The sequence below is a fragment of the Mesorhizobium sp. WSM4819 genome (genome assembly GCF_055811215.1).
This window is the reverse complement of record NZ_JBVVQO010000009.1, coordinates 109,858-129,573: the sequence shown is the minus strand read 5'-3', so window position 1 is coordinate 129,573 and position 19,716 is coordinate 109,858. Positions and strand designations below refer to the sequence as shown.

22 protein-coding genes and 1 pseudogene are annotated in these 19,716 nt (G+C 62.4%); 11 read left to right on the top strand and 12 right to left on the bottom strand.

Going from position 1 to position 19,716, the window contains the following annotated elements:
* Nucleotides 1-77: 77 nt before the first annotated feature.
* Complete coding sequence (gene ybgC, locus AC0L18_RS11165; RefSeq protein WP_023799989.1) at nt 78-551, bottom strand: tol-pal system-associated acyl-CoA thioesterase; 474 nt, start codon at nt 549-551, stop codon at nt 78-80.
* 132 nt (nt 552-683) lie between these two features.
* On the opposite strand from ybgC, the gene AC0L18_RS11160 reads away from it, so the two are divergent.
* The gene (locus AC0L18_RS11160; RefSeq protein ID WP_473492208.1) at nt 684-1,934 is read left to right on the top strand and encodes a glycoside hydrolase family 5 protein; all 1,251 of its coding nucleotides are present in this window, start codon (nt 684-686) and stop codon (nt 1,932-1,934) included.
* On the opposite strand, the gene AC0L18_RS11155 is transcribed toward AC0L18_RS11160, so the two are convergent.
* The 6 genes from AC0L18_RS11155 to AC0L18_RS11130 all read right to left on the bottom strand — a co-directional run bounded on the left by AC0L18_RS11155 (nt 1,928) and on the right by AC0L18_RS11130 (nt 6,536).
* A complete protein-coding gene (locus tag AC0L18_RS11155) occupies nt 1,928-2,842 on the bottom strand; it encodes a metallophosphoesterase (RefSeq protein ID WP_473492206.1) in 915 nt (304 codons plus the stop codon). The two genes, AC0L18_RS11160 and AC0L18_RS11155, sit on opposite strands and share 7 nt — an antisense overlap.
* Nucleotides 2,843-2,967: 125 nt before the next feature.
* A complete protein-coding gene (ruvB, locus tag AC0L18_RS11150; RefSeq protein ID WP_473492204.1) occupies nt 2,968-4,005 on the bottom strand; it encodes a Holliday junction branch migration DNA helicase RuvB in 1,038 nt (345 codons plus the stop codon).
* Nucleotides 4,005-4,280, bottom strand: a complete 276-nt coding sequence (locus tag AC0L18_RS11145) for an AbrB/MazE/SpoVT family DNA-binding domain-containing protein (protein WP_091593420.1) — start codon at nt 4,278-4,280, stop codon at nt 4,005-4,007. Before AC0L18_RS11145 ends, ruvB begins: the two co-directional genes overlap by 1 nt.
* Before the next feature lie 41 nt (nt 4,281-4,321).
* Nucleotides 4,322-4,942: a Holliday junction branch migration protein RuvA gene (gene ruvA, locus AC0L18_RS11140; protein WP_473492203.1), complete on the bottom strand. Its 621-nt coding sequence runs from the start codon at nt 4,940-4,942 to the stop codon at nt 4,322-4,324.
* A 10-nt stretch (nt 4,943-4,952) separates the two neighbouring features.
* Nucleotides 4,953-5,462, bottom strand: a complete 510-nt coding sequence (ruvC, locus tag AC0L18_RS11135; RefSeq protein ID WP_287319837.1) for a crossover junction endodeoxyribonuclease RuvC — start codon at nt 5,460-5,462, stop codon at nt 4,953-4,955.
* A gap of 180 nt (nt 5,463-5,642) precedes the next feature.
* Nucleotides 5,643-6,536, bottom strand: a complete 894-nt coding sequence (locus AC0L18_RS11130) for a LysR family transcriptional regulator (protein ID WP_473492202.1) — start codon at nt 6,534-6,536, stop codon at nt 5,643-5,645.
* Between the two features lie 401 nt (nt 6,537-6,937).
* Here AC0L18_RS11130 and AC0L18_RS11125 point away from each other — a divergent pair, with 401 nt between their 5' ends.
* The 3 genes and pseudogenes from AC0L18_RS11125 (at nt 6,938) to AC0L18_RS11115 (ending at nt 9,221) form a co-directional block, all read left to right on the top strand.
* Nucleotides 6,938-8,044: an alpha/beta hydrolase gene (locus AC0L18_RS11125; RefSeq protein WP_473492200.1), complete on the top strand. Its 1,107-nt coding sequence runs from the start codon at nt 6,938-6,940 to the stop codon at nt 8,042-8,044.
* 74 nt (nt 8,045-8,118) lie between these two features.
* Nucleotides 8,119-8,609: pseudogene (locus AC0L18_RS11120) on the top strand (cyclophilin-like fold protein).
* A gap of 324 nt (nt 8,610-8,933) precedes the next feature.
* A complete protein-coding gene (locus AC0L18_RS11115; RefSeq protein WP_473492199.1) occupies nt 8,934-9,221 on the top strand; it encodes a hypothetical protein in 288 nt (95 codons plus the stop codon).
* 247 nt (nt 9,222-9,468) lie between these two features.
* On the opposite strand, the gene AC0L18_RS11110 is transcribed toward AC0L18_RS11115, so the two are convergent.
* From AC0L18_RS11110 to AC0L18_RS11090, 5 genes are all read right to left on the bottom strand, one after another.
* Nucleotides 9,469-9,819, bottom strand: a complete 351-nt coding sequence (locus AC0L18_RS11110) for a DUF2200 domain-containing protein (RefSeq protein WP_473492197.1) — start codon at nt 9,817-9,819, stop codon at nt 9,469-9,471.
* Between the two features lie 410 nt (nt 9,820-10,229).
* Complete coding sequence (gene rcdA / locus AC0L18_RS11105; RefSeq protein WP_091593429.1) at nt 10,230-10,760, bottom strand: protease adaptor protein RcdA; 531 nt, start codon at nt 10,758-10,760, stop codon at nt 10,230-10,232.
* A 401-nt stretch (nt 10,761-11,161) separates the two neighbouring features.
* The gene (locus AC0L18_RS11100; protein ID WP_091593430.1) at nt 11,162-11,566 is read right to left on the bottom strand and encodes a hypothetical protein; all 405 of its coding nucleotides are present in this window, start codon (nt 11,564-11,566) and stop codon (nt 11,162-11,164) included.
* Nucleotides 11,567-11,874: 308 nt separating this feature from the next.
* Complete coding sequence (locus AC0L18_RS11095) at nt 11,875-12,645, bottom strand: sulfite exporter TauE/SafE family protein (protein WP_473492195.1); 771 nt, start codon at nt 12,643-12,645, stop codon at nt 11,875-11,877.
* Between the two features lie 111 nt (nt 12,646-12,756).
* The gene (locus AC0L18_RS11090; protein ID WP_091593435.1) at nt 12,757-13,215 is read right to left on the bottom strand and encodes an Lrp/AsnC family transcriptional regulator; all 459 of its coding nucleotides are present in this window, start codon (nt 13,213-13,215) and stop codon (nt 12,757-12,759) included.
* Nucleotides 13,216-13,349: 134 nt separating this feature from the next.
* Here AC0L18_RS11090 and AC0L18_RS11085 point away from each other — a divergent pair, with 134 nt between their 5' ends.
* From AC0L18_RS11085 to AC0L18_RS11055, 7 genes are all read left to right on the top strand, one after another.
* Nucleotides 13,350-14,279, top strand: coding sequence for a DMT family transporter (locus AC0L18_RS11085; RefSeq protein ID WP_091593437.1), 930 nt, complete (start codon nt 13,350-13,352; stop codon nt 14,277-14,279).
* A 133-nt stretch (nt 14,280-14,412) separates the two neighbouring features.
* Nucleotides 14,413-15,060, top strand: a complete 648-nt coding sequence (locus AC0L18_RS11080) for a thiamine phosphate synthase (protein WP_473492193.1) — start codon at nt 14,413-14,415, stop codon at nt 15,058-15,060.
* Nucleotides 15,061-15,109: 49 nt separating this feature from the next.
* On the top strand, nt 15,110-16,093 hold the full coding sequence (locus tag AC0L18_RS11075; RefSeq protein WP_473492251.1) for a tetratricopeptide repeat protein: 984 nt from the start codon (nt 15,110-15,112) through the stop codon (nt 16,091-16,093).
* A gap of 201 nt (nt 16,094-16,294) precedes the next feature.
* Nucleotides 16,295-16,861: an elongation factor P gene (gene efp, locus AC0L18_RS11070; RefSeq protein ID WP_473492192.1), complete on the top strand. Its 567-nt coding sequence runs from the start codon at nt 16,295-16,297 to the stop codon at nt 16,859-16,861.
* 81 nt (nt 16,862-16,942) lie between these two features.
* A complete protein-coding gene (locus AC0L18_RS11065; RefSeq protein ID WP_473492191.1) occupies nt 16,943-17,743 on the top strand; it encodes an inositol monophosphatase family protein in 801 nt (266 codons plus the stop codon).
* A gap of 124 nt (nt 17,744-17,867) precedes the next feature.
* Nucleotides 17,868-18,575, top strand: coding sequence for a PAQR family membrane homeostasis protein TrhA (gene trhA / locus AC0L18_RS11060; RefSeq protein ID WP_473492190.1), 708 nt, complete (start codon nt 17,868-17,870; stop codon nt 18,573-18,575).
* A gap of 115 nt (nt 18,576-18,690) precedes the next feature.
* A complete protein-coding gene (locus AC0L18_RS11055; protein WP_091593443.1) occupies nt 18,691-19,716 on the top strand; it encodes a MotA/TolQ/ExbB proton channel family protein in 1,026 nt (341 codons plus the stop codon).

The following is a 19,716-nucleotide window of genomic DNA, read 5'->3' as shown; positions in this document are numbered from 1 at the left end:
CGGCGCATTGCCGCGCCTTGGGCGAGCCACCTGGCATCGTCAGCGGATCATTGGGATCGGTAACTTGCCGATTTGAACTACCGATTTGTCTTGGGCATGAAGGTTGCGATCCATTCCTTCGGAAAGCGCCTTGGCCGGCCGTTCTCGCCGATGATCGCCGCCTCGACCCGCGCCTCGACCAGCACCTCGCCGCCGCGCTTCAGCTGCTGCGCCATGAAGATGCGGGCGCCCGAAATGTCCTCGGTGCGCGTCTCGATGGTCAAGACATCGTCCATGCGGGCGGAGCCGCGAAAGTCGATCTCCATGCGCCGCACCACCCAGATTATTCTTTCGCCGTGCTTGCCGTCGGCAAGCTCGGTGTGGTGGACGCCGGCAAGCCTGAGATAATCGGAACGGCCGCGCTCGAAGAATTCGAGATAGCGCGCGTGATAGACGACGCCGGAGAAATCGGTGTCGGCATAGTAGACCCGCGCCATCAGCCGGTGGCCGAATTCGGTCAGCGCGCCGGAAAGCCCGGCGCAGAGCGCCGCCGATTCACCATGATCGTCCATCGCGCTTTCCTTTTTTGGCCTGACCGGGCACCTAAAGCGCGACGCGGTTCAGGTTCCGGGCGCGTCGTTGCCCAAAACCGCTGCGCAGTTTTGGGCAACACGCATTAGCATTTAACTTGGCGCATGAACCCGATGGCACTGTTGGCGGCGATGATCAAGACCTTGGTGGCGGCGCTGCTTGTGCTGGCCGCGCTGGTGCTGCCGGGCCAGGCGGCAAGTTTTTCGATGAAGCGCGGCCTCAATCTCGACCAATGGACGACATGGCCGGGCGAGGACAAATGGGGCGACCGGCGGGCAATCCTGCCCTATCCGGAATGGCGCAAGTTCCTCAACGACGACGACCTCAAGGCGCTGAAGAGCGCCGGCTTCGATTTCCTGCGCATGCCCGTCGATCCGTCGCCGTTTCTGTCCGGCGAGACGCTGACGCTGCGCGACGAGCTCTATGCCAGTGTGCTGGCCTCGGTGCGCATGATCAATCGCGCCGGCTTGAAGGTGATCGTCGACATGCACCTGATCCCCAGCGGCAGCAGCCGCAAGATCGGCATGGGCGAGGTGATGGACGATCTACAAATGTTCGACGCATATGTCGAAATGGTGCGCAAGATGGCGCGCACGCTGGCCGATGAGGATCCGCGCCAAGTCGCTTTCGAGCCGATGAACGAGCCGGTCATCGACTGCGACGCCGACGGCACCGGCCTGTGGCCGGAGCGCCAGCAGAAACTGTTCGCGGCGGCGCGTTCGTCAGCCACCAGGCTCACCCTGATTCTGACCGGCGCCTGCTATTCCAATGCGGTATCGCTGGCAAAGATCGATCCGAAGGCGATCCCCGACGACAACATCATCTGGACCTTTCACTCCTACGACCCGTTCCTGCTGACCCATCAGGGCGCGACCTGGGCCGGCGACTTCATCCCCTATGTCACCGGGCTGCCCTATCCGCTCAGCGCCGTCTCGCGCGCCCAGCTGGATACTGCGCTCGATACGATCCGCGCAAGGATCAAGGCCGAGGCGCCATGGGCGCGCCAGAGCGGCCTGCTTGCCTATCTCGACGAGCAGGTCGCCAGCCTGGACACCGACGAGGAGCTGCGCGAGACGATGGATGCGCCGTTCACCAGGGTCGAGGCCTGGGCAAAGGCCAACGGGATAAAGCCGGAGAACATCACGCTCGGCGAATTCGGCATGATCCGCCAGGAATACGGCAATGCCTACGTGATGCCGGCCGAATACCGTGCCGCTTATGTCAGGGACATGATCGCGCGCGCCGAAGCCCATGGCTTCGCATGGTCGGTCTGGAGCTATGGCGGCGCCTTCGGCATCGTCGACGCTTTTGACGGCGACAAGGCCGAGCCGGATGTGATGGATGCGATCAGGTCACTTCATTGAAGCGCCGAACCCAAGTCGATCGAAAGAATCTCTGGTCGCATCCCGAAACGCACCGGCAGGATGCTGAAGCCGAGACCCCCGGAGACGATCAGGTTACGGTTCTCCTCCACGACATGGCCATAGGCAAAACGGTTGCCGAAGCGGGACGGCACGACCGGAGAATAGCCGAGTAACCGCACCTGTCCACCATGGGTATGACCCGAAAGAGTCAACGATACCCGTGATGGGACCTTCGGAAAAATATCCGGCTCATGTGCCAGCAGGATAACAGGAGCCTTGTCGCTCACCTTTGCCAGCGTGCCGTGCAGGTCGTCCAGTCCTGTGAACCTGCTGCGGCCCCAGGCCTTGCCCGGCCGCAGCGCAAGTTGGTCCGCAAGTCCGGCGACCCAGAAGCCATGCCCGTCTTTTTCCAGGCGCACCACATCGTTTTCCAGGACCGGTATGCCGGCGCTCTCGAGCGCCCGGCGCGCCACCGTCGGCCCCAACCCGGCCTTTTGGGCGGAAAGGTCCTCCCACCAGTCGTGATTGCCAAGGATTGACCACACCCCAAGCGGCGCCTTCAGGCCTGACAAAGCCGGCGCCCATTCGGAGGCATCCACCCAGTCCGTAACCAGGCGTGTGCCGGCTGCGTAGTCGCCAAGCAGGACAATCAGATCCGGTTGCAGGCTGTTCGCCCGTTCGGCAAGCGACCTGATCCGCTCCGGCGTCATCCATGGCCGACAGGCATGGATATCGGCGAGTGCGACGACGCGAAGCCGCAATCCTGCAGGCCAGTTTGGCGGGGTCAGTGAATAGCGCTTTACATGTGTCAGCAGCATCGGCTCGAGGCCGACCGCATAAGCGCTGAGCGACACGGCGGATAAGAAGGAACCGCCGATGAGGCGCAGGAAGCCGCGTCTGGTGATCATCGCTCAACCCCGTCGTTCGCGGAACCGACGGTCCCCACAGCGAAGCGTTAGAGCCGGCAAATGCGCCGGCATGCTGACTAGGATTAGGAGATTTTGCGCAGGAATGGAGCCGCAAGGCCGCGCGGCTACTCTTCCTGGAACAGGCTGATCTGCTGCTGCGCCAGGTCCTTCGGCGCATCGAGGCCGAGATGCCGCCAGGCATTGGCGGTCAGCACGCGGCCGCGCGGCGTGCGCTGAATAAAGCCCTGCTGGATCAGATAGGGCTCGATGATGTCCTCGATGGCGTCGCGCGGCTCGGAAAGCCCTGCCGCGATGGTCTCGATGCCGACCGGGCCGCCGCCAAAATTCCGCGCGATCATCGAGAGATAGCGGCGGTCGAGCGCGTCGAGGCCGAGCGCATCGACCTCGAGCCGCGTCAGTGCCTCGTCGGCGATCTGCCGGTCGACGTGACCGTCGCCGGCGACCGAGGCAAAATCGCGCACGCGGCGCAACAGCCGGCCGGCGATGCGCGGCGTGCCGCGCGCGCGTCTTGCGATCTCCAGCGCGCCATCGTCGCCGAGCGGCATGGCAAGGATGCGGGCGCCGCGCCGCACGATCTGTTCCAGTTCCTCGACCGAGTAGAAATTGAGGCGGACCGGAATGCCGAAACGGTCGCGCAGCGGATTGGTCAATAGGCCGAGCCGGGTGGTGGCGGCGACCAGGGTGAAGCGGGCAAGATCGATCTTGACCGAGCGCGCCGCCGGCCCTTCGCCGATGATCAGGTCGAGCTGGAAATCCTCCATCGCCGGATAGAGGATTTCCTCGACCGCCGGGTTGAGCCGGTGGACCTCGTCGATGAACAGCACGTCGCGGTCTTCGAGATTGGTGAGCAATGCTGCGAGATCGCCGGCCTTGGCGATGACCGGGCCGGAGGTCGAGCGGAAATTGACGCCGAGCTCGCGTGCCATGATCTGCGCCAGCGTCGTCTTGCCGAGGCCGGGCGGCCCGACGAACAGCACATGGTCGAGCGCCTCGCTGCGGCCCTTGGCTGCCTCGATGAACACTTTGAGATTGGCCCGCACCGCCGCCTGGCCGACGAAATCACTGAGCGTCTGCGGCCGCAAGGTCTGCTCGGCGTCCTCGCCGCGCTTGTCGGGAGCAATGAGGCGTGGCGAAAGGCTCATCAGGCGCGCCCACTTCCATCGCGATCGCCGGCGGCGTGGCGACCGACGGCATCCCCTAGCGCGGCGTCGATTTCCTCCAGCGTGGCAGGCCCGCCGGGCGGATTGCCCAGAAATCCGGCAAGGTCGGCAAATCTAAGATTGCGCGGCGTTCCTATCAGAAGACCGTCCATGACCGTCCACGCAACCGTATCGCCCGCCTTGAGCGACAACGCGTCCCGGACTTTCTTTGGAATCGTAAGCTGCCCCCTGGAGGTCAAGCCCGCATATCTGCCCATGCTCTTGTTCCTAGTCGGAATTTATTTCTCGGGCAACGGTCTCACCGCGCCAGTTCCTTCAGCCCGAAGCGGATCAGCTTCGACGCATCCGCGTCCTCGCCGGCGTTTTTCAGCGCCGCCGCTACCGCATTGGCGGCCGTATCGCGCGAATAGCCGAGATTGACCAGCGCCGAGACGGCGTCGGTGATCGGCGCCGGCGCGACGCCTTCGCCAAGCTCCTGCTTCAGGCCGATGGTGCCGGAGGCAGCGCCTGCAAAGGCCGGCGCCTTGTTCTTCAGTTCGGTGACGATGCGCTCGGCCACCTTCTTGCCGACGCCGGGCGCGCGGCTGACCATGGCAATATCACGCAGCGCGATGGCATTGGCGAGATCGGCCGGCGCCAGCGTTGAGAGAATAGCCAGCGCCACCTTGGCGCCGACGCCCTGCACATTGCTCATCAGCAGCCGGAACCATTCGCGCTCCAGAACCGACTGGAAACCGTACAGTCGCAGCATGTCTTCGCGGACATAGGTCTCGATGAACAGCACCACCGCCTCGCCGGGGGCCGGCAAGGCGGCCAGCGTGCGCGCCGAGCAGTGGGCGATATAGCCGACGCCGTGCACATCGATGATGCAGAAATCCTCGTCGATCTCGTCCAGCGTGCCTTTTAGCTTGCCGATCATGTGTGGTCCTTCATGCCAGCGCTGCCAACCTATAGACAACGCTCTGCCGGTGATGCGCGTGGCAGATGGCAATGGCCAGCGCGTCGGCGGCATCGTCGGTGTCGAACGTCGCCTTCGGCATCAGCACCTTGACCATCATGTGGATCTGCTTCTTGTCGCCATGGCCGACGCCGATCACCGCCTTCTTGACGGCGTTGGGCGCATATTCGGCAACGACCAGGCCGGCCAGCGCCGGCACCAGCATGGCGATGCCGCGCGCCTGGCCGAGCTTCAGGGTCGCGGCCGCATCCTTGTTGACGAATGTCTGCTCGACCGCCGCCTCGTGCGGCATGGCGGCGTGCAGGATCTCGGCAAGCCCGTCATGCAACTGGCAAAGCCGTGTCGCCAGCGCCGCCTTGTCGTCTGAACGCACGGTGCCGGAGGCGACGAAGCGCAGCGAGTTGCCGAGGCTTTCGACGATGCCCCAGCCGGTGCGCCTCAGCCCCGGATCGATGCCGATGATGCGAATCGTTTCCCCCATCCGCCAAGTCTACCCGTGGCGGACAGCGATGCCAGCGAAATGTGAACAAACCAGAAACAGGTTCTGCTGCGTCCCACAGGCTGTTTGAGAATTCGTTCTGACGAGACAGACGGCGTGGTTTGCGAGAACCGAAGCGGAGCGGACATTTGGGTCCGTGAGCCGCGCGTAGATTCCCTCGCTTCAATTCCGATGTCGTAGCGCATCGACGATGACTTTGAACGCGGGAAGATTTTGACGACGGCTCGGATAGTAGAGGAAATAGCCTTCAAAAAACGGCGACCAATCGTCCAGGAGCTGAACCAGCTTGCCACGTGCGATGTGCTGCTCGACGATGTTCTCCGGGACGTAGGCGACGCCGTATCCACTGGCCGCCGCATCGATCATGGCATAAGTATTATTGAAGGTCAGTTGACCGTTCACTCGAACGCGGAGCGCCTGCCCATCCTTCTCGAACTCCCAGGCATAAAGGCCGCCAGCGCTTTCATGACGCATGTTGATACAGAGATGCCGGATCAGTTCTTGCGGGTGCTCGGGCACACCATGCGCGGCGAGATAGGCAGGCGAAGCAATGGCTACCAGACGCCAGTCGGGACCGATGCGCACCGCGATCATATCCTTCTCAACGCTCTCTCCAATCCGGACGCCGGCGTCGAAGCCTTCCTCAACGATGTTGCGGAAGGTGCTGTCCAGGATCAGTTCGACGCTGATATCGGGATAGGCGACAAGCACCGGCTTGAGCTTGGGCCAGACCACGCTTTCGAGTGCATGGTCGGACAGGGTCAGCCTGATCGAGCCTGACGGCTTGTCGCGGAGCGCCGTCAGCGCCGCGATCTCGTCGTCGATTTCGGCGATGCGCGGCGCAATTGTCTGCAGCAGCCGTTCGCCCGCGATCGTCGTTGCGACGTTGCGCGTGGTGCGGGTCAGCAGGCGGATGCCCATGCGCGCTTCGAGCTGCTTGATTGTATGGCTGAGCGTCGATTGCGCCACGCCCAGCTTTGTCGCAGCCCTGGTGAAGCTGCGCTCCTCGGCGACAGCCTGGAACCAGGTCAGTTGGTTGAGGTCGGTCCTGCTCATGAGGCTCCTCCCGCCGTCCCGGGCTCAGATTATTCGACCCGGTCGATAAGTCCATTCCGATTTCGACGGCTACTCGACTTATTCCAAAGCCATTAGGTTGCGCTCTGGGGAGCGACGAATACCCCGATGTCGGCGATCTGGATGACATGGATGCCGCAAAATGCGGACGATGCGCCGAGGCCACCGGCAGCCTGATGGTTGCGGCGATCCAGGCTTCGATCCTTCTGGGCGCGGTCGTCGGAGGGGTGCTGACGATCTCCGCCACGTTCGTCGGCAGCGTGATTCTGGCTGGCATCGGAATCATGCTGATCGGAAATGGGCGGCGTCTGCTCAAGCCCCGAAGAGGACTGGCCAAGGCAGCGAGTGGCTCAACTCCAAGCCAAACTTACAGGAGATCAGAAGTGACTGCGAATAGCCCTGATACGAAAACGTCAGTGCGTGAAATCCACCGGCGCGAGCTTTTGAAGCTGACCGGTGCCGGCGTCGCCACCTTCGGTGCGGCGCCTCTCTTCAACCTTCCCTTCGCAAAGGCTCAACACATGTCAAACGGTGCAAACAATTTCTATACCAGCGGTCAGGTGACTCTCGAAAAGGTCGCCTTCAAAAGCCAATATCAGGCAAATGTCGCCGGGAATCTGCTCCTTCCCAAGAATCTCGACCGCGCAGTGCGGCATCCGGCTATCGTCGTCGGCCATCCCATGGGCGCGGTGAAGGAACAGAGCGCGACCCTCTACGCCACGAAGATGGCCGAGCAGGGCTTCGTCGCCATGGCGATCGACCTGCCCTTCTGGGGCGAGAGCGAGGGCGAAGCTCGCCAGATCGTTTCGCCGGATGTCTATGCCGAGGCGTTCGGCGCGGCGGTGGACTTCCTCGGGACACGCGAGTTCGTGGACCGCAACCGCATTGGCGCGATCGGTGTCTGCGGCAGCGGCAGCTTCGTCATCAGCGCCGCCAAGATCGACCCGCGCATGCGCGCCATCGCCACGGTCAGCATGTATGACATGGGCGCGGCGAACCGGAACGCACTCAATCACTCGCTAAGCGTCGAGCAACGAAAGCAGATCATCGCGGCGGCCGCCGAGCAGCGCTACTCCGAATTCGAAGGCGGCCAGATCCAGTATACGGGCGGAACTGATCTCGAACTGACCGCGTCGACGCATCCCATCCAGCGTGAGTTCTACGATTTTTATCGGACACCTCGCGGCGAGTTTACCCCGACGGGTGTCTCCGACCAGATAACGACCAAGCCGACGCTGACCAGCAACGTCAAATTCATGAACTTCTACCCGTTCAACGACATCGAGACGATCTCGCCGCGCCCAATGCTGTTCATCAGCGGCGATCAGGCGCATTCGAAAGAGTTCAGCGAGGAGGCTTACAGACTGGCAGCCGAGCCGAAGGAACTGGTCTGGGTTCAGGGCGCCGGTCACGTCGACCTTTATGACCGTGTCGACCTCATCCCCTTCGAAAAGCTGACGCGCTTCTTCGGTCAGCATCTGGCCGCTTAGCAGGGCCGTATCATCGAGGATGCGGCCGTGGGCCAGAAACCATGGGCATGGCTGCGCCAATCGGGAGCCCTGAAATGACACGTGACGCCGCATGGCTTTCGCGCCGCAGCTTGCTGGCAGGTGCTGCCAGCTTCGCGTTTCCCTCTTTGGTGCGCGCTTCACAACCCCGGGCAAGAAAGGAGCACCAATGCGCCTGAGATTTGTTTTTACAGATCAGGACTTCACGGTGACGCTGGACGACAACCCTTCCGCGCGCGATCTGGTCTCGATGCTGCCGCTGGACCTGACGATCGACGACTATTCATCCAACGAGAAGATCGCCTATCTGCCGCGCAAGCTCACCGAGGAAGGCAGCGGTCGCTTCGGGAACGAGGCAGTTGGCGATCTTTGCTACTACGCCCCTTGGGGCAATCTTGCGATATTTCATGGTCCCTATCGGTCGTCGCGCGGCCTGCTCCGGCTCGGGCGCCTCGATCAGGGGCCAGCGCCGCTTCTGGTGCGCGGAGAGCATCCGCTGCGCGTCGAAATTCTTCCTGAGATCGGAAGGCTACCGCGCAATGGATGAACGCCGCGCAATCAAGACCCTGCCGCGCCTCAGAAACGGACCCTCGCGATCCAGAATCGGCAGCTGGATGGACCAGCAAAGCGCGCCGAGTAGCTGACGCGCTCGGCCGAAATGTCTGGCACCTGGTCGGTGATCGGTCGGGTTTCAGCCAATTTCCTCCTCCCGCTCCACTTTGTGGCAAGACCGGCAAGACGATCAAATTTGAGCTTTCGCATTCATGCTTTGTCGAGCGTATCTCTTAGAGTCGCCTAAACCTTCTGCGCCGTAAGTTGTAACCCTGCTGAATCGCCGCCAGCGCCGATGACGACGAAATAGGAGAACGCAATGCCTCGCAATCACGTTGAACGTCTTGAAGAGTTCAGGGAAATCCTGGTCGCGACTCGACGCGAAGGAGTCCGTAACGTGCACCATACCCGCGACGCAATGCGGGCAAGCGGCTTTCAGATCGGGGACAGCGATGGCTCCAGCTACGGAGCCAAGCTAAAGGAGCTCCAAGAGGAAATCGAGGCAGTCGATCGCGCCCTCGAAGACGAGAAACGGCTGGCCTTGGCCCTTGAAAGTGCGGCTCAACCCCGCCGATCAATCAAGCCGAGAATCGTAAAGGGAACATAGAGTCGGCGACGGCCCTTGCTGCCCGTCGAGTGGATATGCCTGCGACATCGTGTCGGGCTCGTCGCCGCCGTGCTACAGAGCCGTGAACGTCATCCGTTGCCATCAAACGGCGCGGCCGAAGCCGCCCTGTGTCGATGTCGAATTTCGTTGTGTCCATCGTTGTCGATGCCGTCGCGACCCTCGCCAACGGCGTTCTTCAGGTATCCGATCTGAAACGGATCGCGGTCGATGCGATCGTGCGATCGCGTCATTTCCGCAAGATCTTCTCCATCGCCTTGCCCCTGGCAAGCTCGTCGATCAGCTTGTCGAGGTAGCGGATTTCCTTCATCAGCGGGTCTTCGATGTCTTCCACCCGGACACCGCAGATCACCCCCGTGATCAAATTCCGAGAAGGATTCAGTTGAGGCGCCTGATCAAAGAAATCCTTCAGGATGGTTTTCTTCCTCAGCTGGGCGTCCAGCCGCTTCTGGGTGTAGCCCGTCAGCCAGCAGATGATCTCATCAACCTCGGCTTTGGTGCGTCCTTTCTTTTCCGCCTTGGCGACATAGTGCGGATAGACGCTGGCAAAGCTCATGGAATAGATTCGATGCTCGGTCATTGCACCCCCTTATGCGGGCTGGACCAGAGGTTTGAAACAGCGCCGCAGATGTTCGATGCTGTCCGCGTCAATTCTACCCGTGCTCGTCGCCTCGGCAATGCTTTGATCGCGTCGATCGCATCCTGCGACGAGTGGATCCGGACGTCGTTATTGATCTTGCCTTCAACGGATGACCGGTCGCGCTACTCGCGCACAGGTTGGCTATCCTACCGGGCAATGCAAGATCTAGTGCCTGTCTAGCCTGCCACTGGGCAGTATGGGGACTAGTGAGCGCGTAAATGGCGCGTTTGCGCAATTGTGCTCGAAACCAGCCCGGCGGCTTGCGGCCCCATTTCGGCCCGACCACGATTTGAGGATTGGCCCACAAAAGGACGCTCCTGGCGTTTAGCGGAGAATTATCGAGCAGTCTCTCAGCCGCGGGCGAAAGCCGTGTTGAGCAGCGTGATCTGGTCGGAAACCGGATTGATGCGGCGGCCGGATGGAGCGGCCTCGGCCACGGCGCCGCCGTAGATTTCCTCGTCCATGCGACGCACCAGCGCCTGCAGGCGCAGCGAGCGGTCGATGAGGTCAAGAAAATCCTTGGGCAGCTCGACCCAGCCTGCGGCATCGTTGTTGGCGGAAGCGGTATCGAGACGCACCTTGGATTTTTCGGAAGCAACCTGATCGCGAGTCATCTCGCCGGAATTCGCGGCGCGCTGCAGAAGCAGCCATGAGGCGACCTGCATCAGCCTCGTGGTCAGTCGCATCGACTCGGCCGCATAGAGCGTCGCCGCCAGCCTGGACAGTTTCTTCGCCTCGGCCCGGCCCTTGCCGTCCAGATATTCGGCCGCCTGCTCGACTAGGCCCATGCCTTCCTGGTAGAGCGGCTTGAAAGATTGGGAGAAAACCCGGCGCTCCGCCAGCTTGATGGTTTTCGCGCTTCCCATCGAAGGATCGTTCATCGATACGCCCTGCACTTGCCTTACAGCCGGCCGAATCGGCGTCATCGCCGTCACGCCTGCACCCTATATGACCGAGGCTTGAAAATGCGCTTCGCCGCCGGTGAAGGCAAGCACATGTTTAACAAACGGTTAACGGCGGCGCAGCGGCACGGGCGACCGGCAATCCGGATCGCCGAAAAAAAAGAGCCGCGGATAAGGCGGCTCTCAGGAGTTTAACAGGGAGGCGTCAAACAAAGTGGCTCCAACCACTCGGTAAGAATCCAGATCACTGGATGCGCATAGTAAACGCCCGTAAAGCTTAATGAAGCCTTAACAGCGTGGATATTTTTTGAACAAGCGTCGCCCGCCTGTGCCGTAACAGCACAACAACTCCAGGCTTTTTGGGGCCTAGACCTTTGGACTCAGGCCTTTTGCGTCTCAGCATGCCGCTCTGCCTTCCACACCACCGGCAGCGCGATATAGGCGAACAGCAGCAGCCCCGCGTAAAAGCCCATCGAGGATGTTGCCACCAGCGGCTCGATCGCCGGGTTGCCGGCAAGCATGATGTAAAGGCCGATCAACAGGCCAGTGCCACTGATTGCCGTCAACCAGAAATGGACGGTGGCAAGCGTCTTTTCCGCGACTGCCGGAAACAGATGGTAGAAGAAGGCGAACACCGCCGACATCAGCCATCCGGCCACCATGATGTGGGCGTGGGTTGGCATCTGCGCATGATCTTTGCTGATCGCCATCTGTAGGCCGAGCGCCATCCCGACCAGTGCGTAGACGACGGCCAGCGTGAAGAAGTTTCGTGCTACCTTTTGCATGTTATGCCCCGATTTGCCTTTTCCCGTCAGGGGAATGGGTTGAGATCAGGCGGTCGCCCCGCCACCGGGTCCCCGGCATCGGCGCATTAGCATCGGCAATGTTTCTGGACGATGTCGCATCGCGCCCGACCCTTCCCCGGCGCTGCCAGAATAGCCGAAAACGGCGTGACGCGCTTGCGCAATCCTCGAGCGGTTCCCTTCCGGCCGTGTCTCACAGGACGCCGAACAAAGCCGTCTCCCGCGCAACATCGTTCCGAAACAACGCTGCTGACGGCTCGGCTGCCGGCGGCTTCCAACCGGCTGGCAATCTAGAGAAGGCCGGCGATCCCGTCCCACAGGAGCTTGACCGCGACGACCGCTACGGTCGCATAGGTGAAGGGGTAGAACAGTTCCGGCCGCATCCGCCGCACCAGCCAGGCGCCGGCGATGGTCGAGAGCGGCGCCAGCGGCACCAGAACCGCCGATGCGGTCAGGTTGGTGGTGTCGAACTGTCCGAGCAAAAAATAGGGGATGAGCTTCAACGCGTTGGTGGCGGCAAAGAAGATTGCGGCGGTGCCCGACAGCACTTTCGGATCGAGCCGGATCGGCAGCGCATAGACCTGAAAGGGCGGACCGCCGACATGGGCGACGAAGCTGGTGAAGCCGGCGACCGTCCCCCAGAAGGCGGCAGCCGCGCGGTTGGGCTCGGCCGAATGGCTCGCACCGTGCCGCATTTGTAGATAGACCCAGCGAAGCACGAAGATGATTGCCACGGCGCCGACGATCAGCCGCACCATTTCCGCTGTCACCAGCGCCGCGGTCAGCCAGCCGAGGCCGATGCCGATCACCGCGCCCGGCATCATGTCCGCAAGCATCTTGCGGTCGTAGACACCCCGCCATGTCCACACCGAGACGATGTCCATCAGGCACAGTATGGGCAGCAGGATGGCGGCTGCCTGCACCGGCGGCATGGCCAGCGCCATCAGCGGCACGCCGACGAATCCGACCGCACCGCCAAAGCCGCCCTTGGACAGACCGACCAGGATGACGGCTGGAACGGCGGCGGCATAGAACCACGGATCGAGTAGCAAGCCTGACATCGGCGGGGAGCAGTTGGAGGGAAAGCGTGCAGACGCTGGAATAGCCGATAAACCTTCGCGCCGCGACTGCAAATGCGCACACGACGCTGTGGTCGTTCGTGCTGAGGCCTGTCACGGTTTTGAGGAGGCAGTTGCGCCGAGCGGCGGCGGGCGCCTGCGGATCGGCTGCGCCTTGATGATGGCTGTGCTCGTTTCGGCCTTGTCGGCGATACGGTCGAGAAGCTTGTCGAGGTCGCCGATCGAGCGCACGAACAGCCGGGCAACAAAGCAGTCGTCGCCCGTCACCTTGTCGCATTCGCCAAACTCCGGAATCTCCTCGATCAGCTTCTGGACAATATGCAGCTTGCCCGGCAAGGGCCGGATGCGAACGATCGCCTGCAAGGTGTAGCCGAGCGCTTGGGGATCGATTTCGACGGTGAAGGCCCTGATAACGCCACGATCCTCCAGCCGACGCAGGCGTTCCGCGACACTCGGCGATGACAGTCCTACCTGTTGGGCCAGTTCCTTCAATGAGGTTCGCGAATCCTTGATCAGGCTTTCGAGAAGGCGTCGGTCCAGATCGTCCAGCATTTGACATTCCCAAGGAAAAGGCCGTCTTCACCTTATTTAATTAGGCACCACGGGCATATCACCCGACGCAAATTATTGAAAGCCCTGATGTGGCATGGGATTATCAGCCATCAGCGTTTCGAGAGGCAGTATTCATGGACAGCACGGTGCGTGGCACGGTCGAAATGACGGCCGCAATGGTGATCCTCGGCACGATCGGATGGTTCGTCGTCATGTCGGGCGAGCCCATCATGGACGTCGTCTTCTGGCGCTGCGCCTTCGGCGCTATAACGCTGCTGATCATCTGCGCTGCCCTGGGGCTGCTGCGCGGCACGCTGTCACTGCGCATCGTGGCGATTGCGGCCCTTGGCGGCGCGGCCATCGTCATCAACTGGCTGCTGCTGTTCAGCTCGTTTTCCCGCGCCTCGATCTCGATCGCCACGGCTGTTTACAACACGCAGCCCTTCATGCTGGTCGGCTTTGGCGCGCTCTTCTTCTCAGAGCGGCTGACCCTGACAAAGCTGGCCTGGCTTGGCATCGCCTTCGCCGGCATGCTGCTGATCGTGCAAGGCTCGCCTGATGCCGGCTCCGATGCAGGCCCCAATACAGGTAATGTCGGCACGGATTATTTTATCGGCATCGCGATGGCGCTGGGTGCGGCTTTCTTCTGGGCCGTCGCCGCCATCGTCACCAAGAAGCTCAAAGGCACGTCGCCGCACCTGATCGCCCTCATCCAGGTCTGCGTCGGCGTCGTCATCCTGGCACCCTTCGCCAACCTTTCCCACCTTCCCGCCGACGTGTGGAGCTGGAGCATGCTGGCGACGCTTGGCGTCGTCCATACCGGCCTGATGTACATCCTGATGTACGGCGCCATTCAGAAACTGCCAACCTATCTGCAGGGGTCGCTGTCCTTCATCTACCCTGTGGTCGCGATCCTGGTCGATGTCGTCGCCTTCGGCCACCGGCTGCATCCGGCACAGATGGTCGGCGGCGCCGCCATCCTGGTTGCCGCCGCCGGCATGAATCTTGGCTGGACGCTGTGGAAATCGAAGACCCCAGCCGAGAGCACCCAGGCAATCAAGTGAGGCAACAACGTCGCCGTGCGACAATCATGCTCCAACGGTCCTGGCCGCCCGCCTGTTCAAGGCCGGCACTTTGCTCTATGCCGCAATGCAACCATCTTCGCCCGGCATAGGCGAAAACCGGGGTCAAAAACCAATGAACGACGCAACGCCTCCAAATCGCTGCCGCATCGTGCTGATCGCGCCGCCCGGCATGCCGGCTGAGCACATCGGCGCGGCGTTCGAGGGCGGCGACGTCGCCTCGCTGATCCTGCCCGAAAACGACATGGACGAAGCCTCCTTCCAGGCCTTCGCCGAACAGATCGTGCCGGCGGCGCAAGCGGCAGGCATCGCTGTCATCATTGCCGGCGACACCCGCATCGCCGGCCGCGTCCAGGCCGATGGCCTTCATGTCGAGGCCGGCAAGGCCGAACTCGCCGAGACGATCGAGCGTTTCCAGGCAAAAATGATGGTCGGCACCGGCGGCGCCAAGACCCGCGACGATGCGCTGGAACTCGGCGAACTCAGGCCCGACTACATCTTCTTCGGCCGCTTCGGCTACGACAACAAGCCGGAGCCGCACCCACGCAACCTGTCGCTGGGGCAATGGTGGGCGGATGTGATCCAGATCCCTTGCATCGTCATGGCCGGGTCCGACATCACTTCTGTGGAAGCGGTGGCTGCCACCGGCGCCGAATTCGTGGCGCTGTCCAGCGCCGTCTTTGGCGAGGGCATCGACCCAAAGATGGCAGTCGCCAGCGCCAACGCGCTGCTCGACGAAACCGCGCCGCGTTTCGAGGACTGACGTGTCCGCGAAGACAATCCTTTTCGGTGCTTTGCTTGCGGCGCTCACGATGCAGGCCGCCGTGGCGGAAACCGTCCCATTGCCGCAATCCAAGCCCGGCATCGCTGCAAAAACGGACAAGCCGATCGCTACGCCGCTGCCGCAGCCGGCCACCACGGTGCCGCTGCCGTCGGCCGACGCCATCAATCCCGACCGCTTCGGTGCCAAGCCGTCGGACTCTGCCTATGGCGCCTTCCAGCGCGGCCTGTACAAGACGGCCTACAACCTCGCTCTGGTTCGCGCCCGGAACGGCGATCCGGCGGCGCAAACATTGATCGCCGAGATATTGTCGCGCGGCCTCGGCGTGCCGGTCGACGCGGCGGAGGCGGCAAAGTGGTACGCGCTTGCCGCCGAGCAAGGGATACCGGAATCGCAGTTCCAATATGCGCTGATGCTGCTCGACGGCCGCTACGTCAAGAAGGACGAGAAAGGGGCTTACGCGCTGATGCAGGCCGCCGCCGAGGCCGGCAACCGTCTGGCGCAGTTCAATTTCGCGCAGCTGCTGGTGCGGCAGGACCCCGGCGATGCCGGCATCGCAAAGGCGGTGTCCTATTATCAGCGCGCCGCCGCGACCGGCCTTGCCGACGCGCAATATGCGTTGGCGCAGGTCTATGCCAATGGCGTCGGCGGCAAGCTGCGCGACGATGCCCAGGCGCGCGGCCTGCTGGCGCAGGCGGCAAGGCAGAACTACGATACGGCGCAGATCGATCTCGCTGCCTGGATGATCGAGGGACGCGGTGGCGCCCGCGACCTGAAGTCCGGCTTCGGCTGGATGAAACAGGCCGCCGAGGGCGGCAATGTCGCCGCCCAGAACCGCCTCGCCAAGCTTTACATGGGCGGCATCGGCACCGATCCGGATCCGATCCTTGCCGGCGCCTGGTACGTCGTCGCACGGCGCGCCGGGCTGATCGATCCGGAGATGGACGATTTTCTGCAGGGCCTGACCGACGACCAGACCAAGCAGTTGCTGCAGAAGGCCAACCGCCTGCCGTAAAGCGTCGCGGACAGTGAATATCGGGCAGCGGATGCTGACGAGGGAATGGCTCCGCCACCCACTCCTCTCATGCCACCCCTTGCCCGCTCCCCCTCTTACCCACTCCCCCTCTTGCCCAATCCCTTGCCTCTCCTGGCGATTTGTGGTCTTGGAGGCGCCAAATCGCTTTCGTCGCGAAATCTCATTCCGGATCACATCATCATGGCCAAGATCAATGGCAACGAAATCCGTCCCGGCAATGTCATCGAGCATGATGGCGGCCTGTGGGTGGCGGTCAGAACCAACACCGTCAAGCCCGGCAAGGGTGGCGCCTACAACCAGGTCGAGCTGAAGAACCTGATCAACGGCACCAAGCTCAATGAGCGTTTCCGCTCGGCCGAGACAGTCGAGCAGATCCGACTGGAGATGAAGGATTTCTCCTTCCTCTACGAACAGGGCGAAGCGCTGGTGTTCATGGACACCGAAAGCTACGAGCAGCTTGAATTGCAAAAGGATTTCGTCGGCGATCGCGCTGCCTTCCTGCAGGACGGCATGATGGTGACGGTCCAGCTCTATCACGAAAGGCCGATCGGCATTTCGCTGCCCGACCAGGTGACGCTGACGATCACCGAGGCCGACCCGGTGGTGAAGGGCCAGACCGCCGCCTCGTCCTATAAGCCGGCGATGCTGGAAAACGGCATTCGCGTGCTGGTGCCGCCTTTCATCGGCTCGGGCGAGCGTATCATCGTCGACACCAACGAAATCACTTATGTGCGCCGCGCCGACTAAGGCATGATCCCAAAAAGTTGCAGACTTTTTGGATAAGATCATGCCTCAAGGCAAATAGGCGCAGCGGCAGGAAGAAGAGCAATGGCGCGTTCCGCGATCCTCAATGTCATGGTCCAGGCCGCTATGAAGGCCGGGCGCTCGCTGTCGCGGGATTTCGGCGAAGTGCAGAACCTGCAGGTCTCGATGAAGGGGCCGGGCGACTATGTCAGCCAGGCCGACCGCAAGGCAGAAGAAATCCTCTTCACCGAGCTGTCGAAGGCGCGGCCGGGCTATGCCTTCCTGATGGAGGAGCGCGGCCTGATCGAAGGCGACGACAGCCAGCACCGCTGGATCATCGACCCGCTCGACGGCACCACCAATTTCCTGCACGGCATTCCGCTCTTCGCCATCTCGATCGCGCTGGAGCGCCAGGGCCAGATCGTCGCCGGTGTCGTCTACAATCCGGCGATGGACGAACTCTACACCGCCGAGCGCGGTGGCGGCGCATTCATGAACGACCGCCGGCTGCGGGTTGCCGGCCGCACCAAGCTGATCGACACGGTGATCGGCTGCGGCGTGCCGCATCTCGGCCGCGGCCAACATGGCAATTTCCTGATCGAGCTGCGCAACGTGATGGCCGAAGTTTCGGGCGTGCGCCGCCTCGGCTCCGCCTCGCTCGATCTCGCCTACGTCGCTGCCGGCCGCATGGACGGGTTCTGGGAAACCGGCCTGTCGGCCTGGGACGTCGCCGCCGGCATCCTGCTGATCCGCGAGGCGGGCGGCTTCATCTCCGACTTCGCCGGCGGGCAGAACATGCTGGATGGCGGCTCGATCGTCGCCGGCAACGAGACCATCCAGCGTGCGCTGTTGAAGACGGTCAGGAAGCCGGTGACGCCGCGCTAGACCATGATCCCCGAAAAAGCATGAACCCGGACTTGGCGCGCTGAACCGCCGCAGTCGCAAAACCGCAACGAAAGCTTGAAATGCTGTCCGGCATGCGCCCAAATAGGCGGATGCAGGATCATTCATGACGCATATCGGCCCGAAATCCCAGATCGAGATACCCCAGATCGAAATCTCCTTCATGGGACGCTGGCACTATTCGCGCGCCGAAATGATCGCTGACGGCATCGTCCATGCGGTGGGCATCGTGCTCGCCATTGCTGCTGGCTCGACGCTGCTGGCGCTGGCTGCCTTCCATACAGGTCCGGGCGAATATATCGCCGCCGCTTTCTACGTGGTTTCGCTGCTCGCCGTGCTGTCGGTGTCGCTGGCCTATAATCTGTGGCCGGTGTCGTCGCCTGCCAAGTGGATATTGCGGCGCTTCGACCATGCCGCGATCTATCTGCTCATCGCCGCGACCTACACGCCTTTCCTCGCCCAGCTCGACGGTTCGTCGCTGGCCATCTCAATGGTCGTCCTGGTCTGGGCCGCGGCAGCGATCGGCATCGCCATCAAAGTGCTTCTTCCCGGTCGCTTCGACCGGCTGGCGATCGTCTTTTATCTCGCCATCGGCTGGAGCGGCATCGTTCTGGTCGAGCCGCTCGTCGAGACATTGCCGACGACATCGATCGCGCTGATCGTCGCCGGCGGCATCGTCTATTCCTGCGGCGTCATCTTCTTCGCCTGGAAGGGCCTGCGCTTCCACAATGCGCTGTGGCACGGCTTTGTCGTCACCGGCGCCGGCCTGCATCTTGCCGCCATGGTCGACTGCCTGGTCATCAACCGACCCTAACGCAATGGTCCGCTTGGCAATATTGCCAAGCGCCATTCAATTTGGTCACAATTGCGTTTAGAGTCGCCGTCAAACGTGAATTGGCGGCGGCGGCGGCATCGGAAACGGGGCACGGATGGCTTTACTCAAATCCTTCGGCATGGGCAGGCGCTCCGACGTGCTGATGTACGATCCGCACAAATTGTCGAGCCCGCAGGTCTTTCTCCTGACCATGGTCATCTTCCTGATGATCGTCGCTTTCATCGCCGCCATCCTGACCCGTCAGATCTCGACTGCCTTTGCCACCAATCCCGGTCTCAACGGCCTGATCGTCGGCGTGCTTGCGGTCGGCATCCTGCTGGCCTTCGCGCAGGTCGGCCGGCTGTTTCGCGAAGTGCGCTGGGTCAACTCTTTTCGGGCCGGCTCCGAAACCACCGAACCGGTGCTGCTGGCGCCGATGAAGGCGATGATCGGCCGCTCGCCGACGATCGCCTTCTCGACCAGCTCAATGCGCACCATGCTCGATTCGATCGCCACCCGCCTCGACGAAAGCCGCGACACCTCGCGCTATCTTGTCGGGCTGCTGGTGTTCCTTGGTCTGCTTGGCACCTTCTGGGGCTTGCTCAACACGATCGGCTCAATCCGCGAAACCATCGATTCGCTCGATCCCGGCACTGGCGATGCCGCCGCCGTGCTCGAATCTCTGAAGGCCGGGCTTTCCGCGCCGCTGGCCGGCATGGGCACCGCCTTCTCGTCCTCGCTGTTCGGCCTGTCCGGTTCCCTGGTGCTCGGCTTCCTCGACCTGCAGGCTGGCCGCGCCCAGACACGCTTCTACACCGAGCTCGAAAACTGGCTGTCCTCGGTCACCGACCTGTCCTCCGACATTGTTGTCGCCGAACCGCCCAGGGCCGAGTCCTCCGACGAGATCCGCGTCCTGTCGGAAAGACTGCGCAGCATGCAAGAGAACGGCGGTGGCGCCAATCCGCGTGTCGCCACCGCCATGGCCAACCTTGCCGACGGCATTTCGGGCCTGGTCAAGAACATGCGCTCGGAGCAGCAGATCATGCGCGACTGGGTCGAGGCCCAGTCGGACGAGCAGAAGGCGATGCGCAACACTCTGGAGAAGATTGCCGACGCCTTGAAGAAGACTGGAGTCCATTAG

Bases quoted from the DNA above. Each gene is read 5' to 3' on its own strand.
- ybgC (WP_023799989.1), bottom strand. From the start codon at position 551: ATGGACGATCATGGTGAATCGGCGGCGCTCTGCGCCGGGCTTTCCGGC.
- AC0L18_RS11160 (WP_473492208.1), top strand. From the start codon at position 684: ATGGCACTGTTGGCGGCGATGATCAAGACCTTGGTGGCGGCGCTGCTT.
- AC0L18_RS11155 (WP_473492206.1), bottom strand. From the start codon at position 2,842: ATGATCACCAGACGCGGCTTCCTGCGCCTCATCGGCGGTTCCTTCTTA.
- ruvB (WP_473492204.1), bottom strand. From the start codon at position 4,005: ATGAGCCTTTCGCCACGCCTCATTGCTCCCGACAAGCGCGGCGAGGAC.
- AC0L18_RS11145 (WP_091593420.1), bottom strand. From the start codon at position 4,280: ATGGGCAGATATGCGGGCTTGACCTCCAGGGGGCAGCTTACGATTCCA.
- ruvA (WP_473492203.1), bottom strand. From the start codon at position 4,942: ATGATCGGCAAGCTAAAAGGCACGCTGGACGAGATCGACGAGGATTTC.
- ruvC (WP_287319837.1), bottom strand. From the start codon at position 5,462: ATGGGGGAAACGATTCGCATCATCGGCATCGATCCGGGGCTGAGGCGC.
- AC0L18_RS11130 (WP_473492202.1), bottom strand. From the start codon at position 6,536: ATGAGCAGGACCGACCTCAACCAACTGACCTGGTTCCAGGCTGTCGCC.
- AC0L18_RS11115 (WP_473492199.1), top strand. From the start codon at position 8,934: ATGCCTCGCAATCACGTTGAACGTCTTGAAGAGTTCAGGGAAATCCTG.
- AC0L18_RS11110 (WP_473492197.1), bottom strand. From the start codon at position 9,819: ATGACCGAGCATCGAATCTATTCCATGAGCTTTGCCAGCGTCTATCCG.
- rcdA (WP_091593429.1), bottom strand. From the start codon at position 10,760: ATGAACGATCCTTCGATGGGAAGCGCGAAAACCATCAAGCTGGCGGAG.
- AC0L18_RS11100 (WP_091593430.1), bottom strand. From the start codon at position 11,566: ATGCAAAAGGTAGCACGAAACTTCTTCACGCTGGCCGTCGTCTACGCA.
- AC0L18_RS11095 (WP_473492195.1), bottom strand. From the start codon at position 12,645: ATGTCAGGCTTGCTACTCGATCCGTGGTTCTATGCCGCCGCCGTTCCA.
- AC0L18_RS11090 (WP_091593435.1), bottom strand. From the start codon at position 13,215: ATGCTGGACGATCTGGACCGACGCCTTCTCGAAAGCCTGATCAAGGAT.
- AC0L18_RS11085 (WP_091593437.1), top strand. From the start codon at position 13,350: ATGGACAGCACGGTGCGTGGCACGGTCGAAATGACGGCCGCAATGGTG.
- AC0L18_RS11080 (WP_473492193.1), top strand. From the start codon at position 14,413: ATGAACGACGCAACGCCTCCAAATCGCTGCCGCATCGTGCTGATCGCG.
- AC0L18_RS11075 (WP_473492251.1), top strand. From the start codon at position 15,110: ATGCAGGCCGCCGTGGCGGAAACCGTCCCATTGCCGCAATCCAAGCCC.
- efp (WP_473492192.1), top strand. From the start codon at position 16,295: ATGGCCAAGATCAATGGCAACGAAATCCGTCCCGGCAATGTCATCGAG.
- AC0L18_RS11065 (WP_473492191.1), top strand. From the start codon at position 16,943: ATGGCGCGTTCCGCGATCCTCAATGTCATGGTCCAGGCCGCTATGAAG.
- trhA (WP_473492190.1), top strand. From the start codon at position 17,868: ATGACGCATATCGGCCCGAAATCCCAGATCGAGATACCCCAGATCGAA.
- AC0L18_RS11055 (WP_091593443.1), top strand. From the start codon at position 18,691: ATGGCTTTACTCAAATCCTTCGGCATGGGCAGGCGCTCCGACGTGCTG.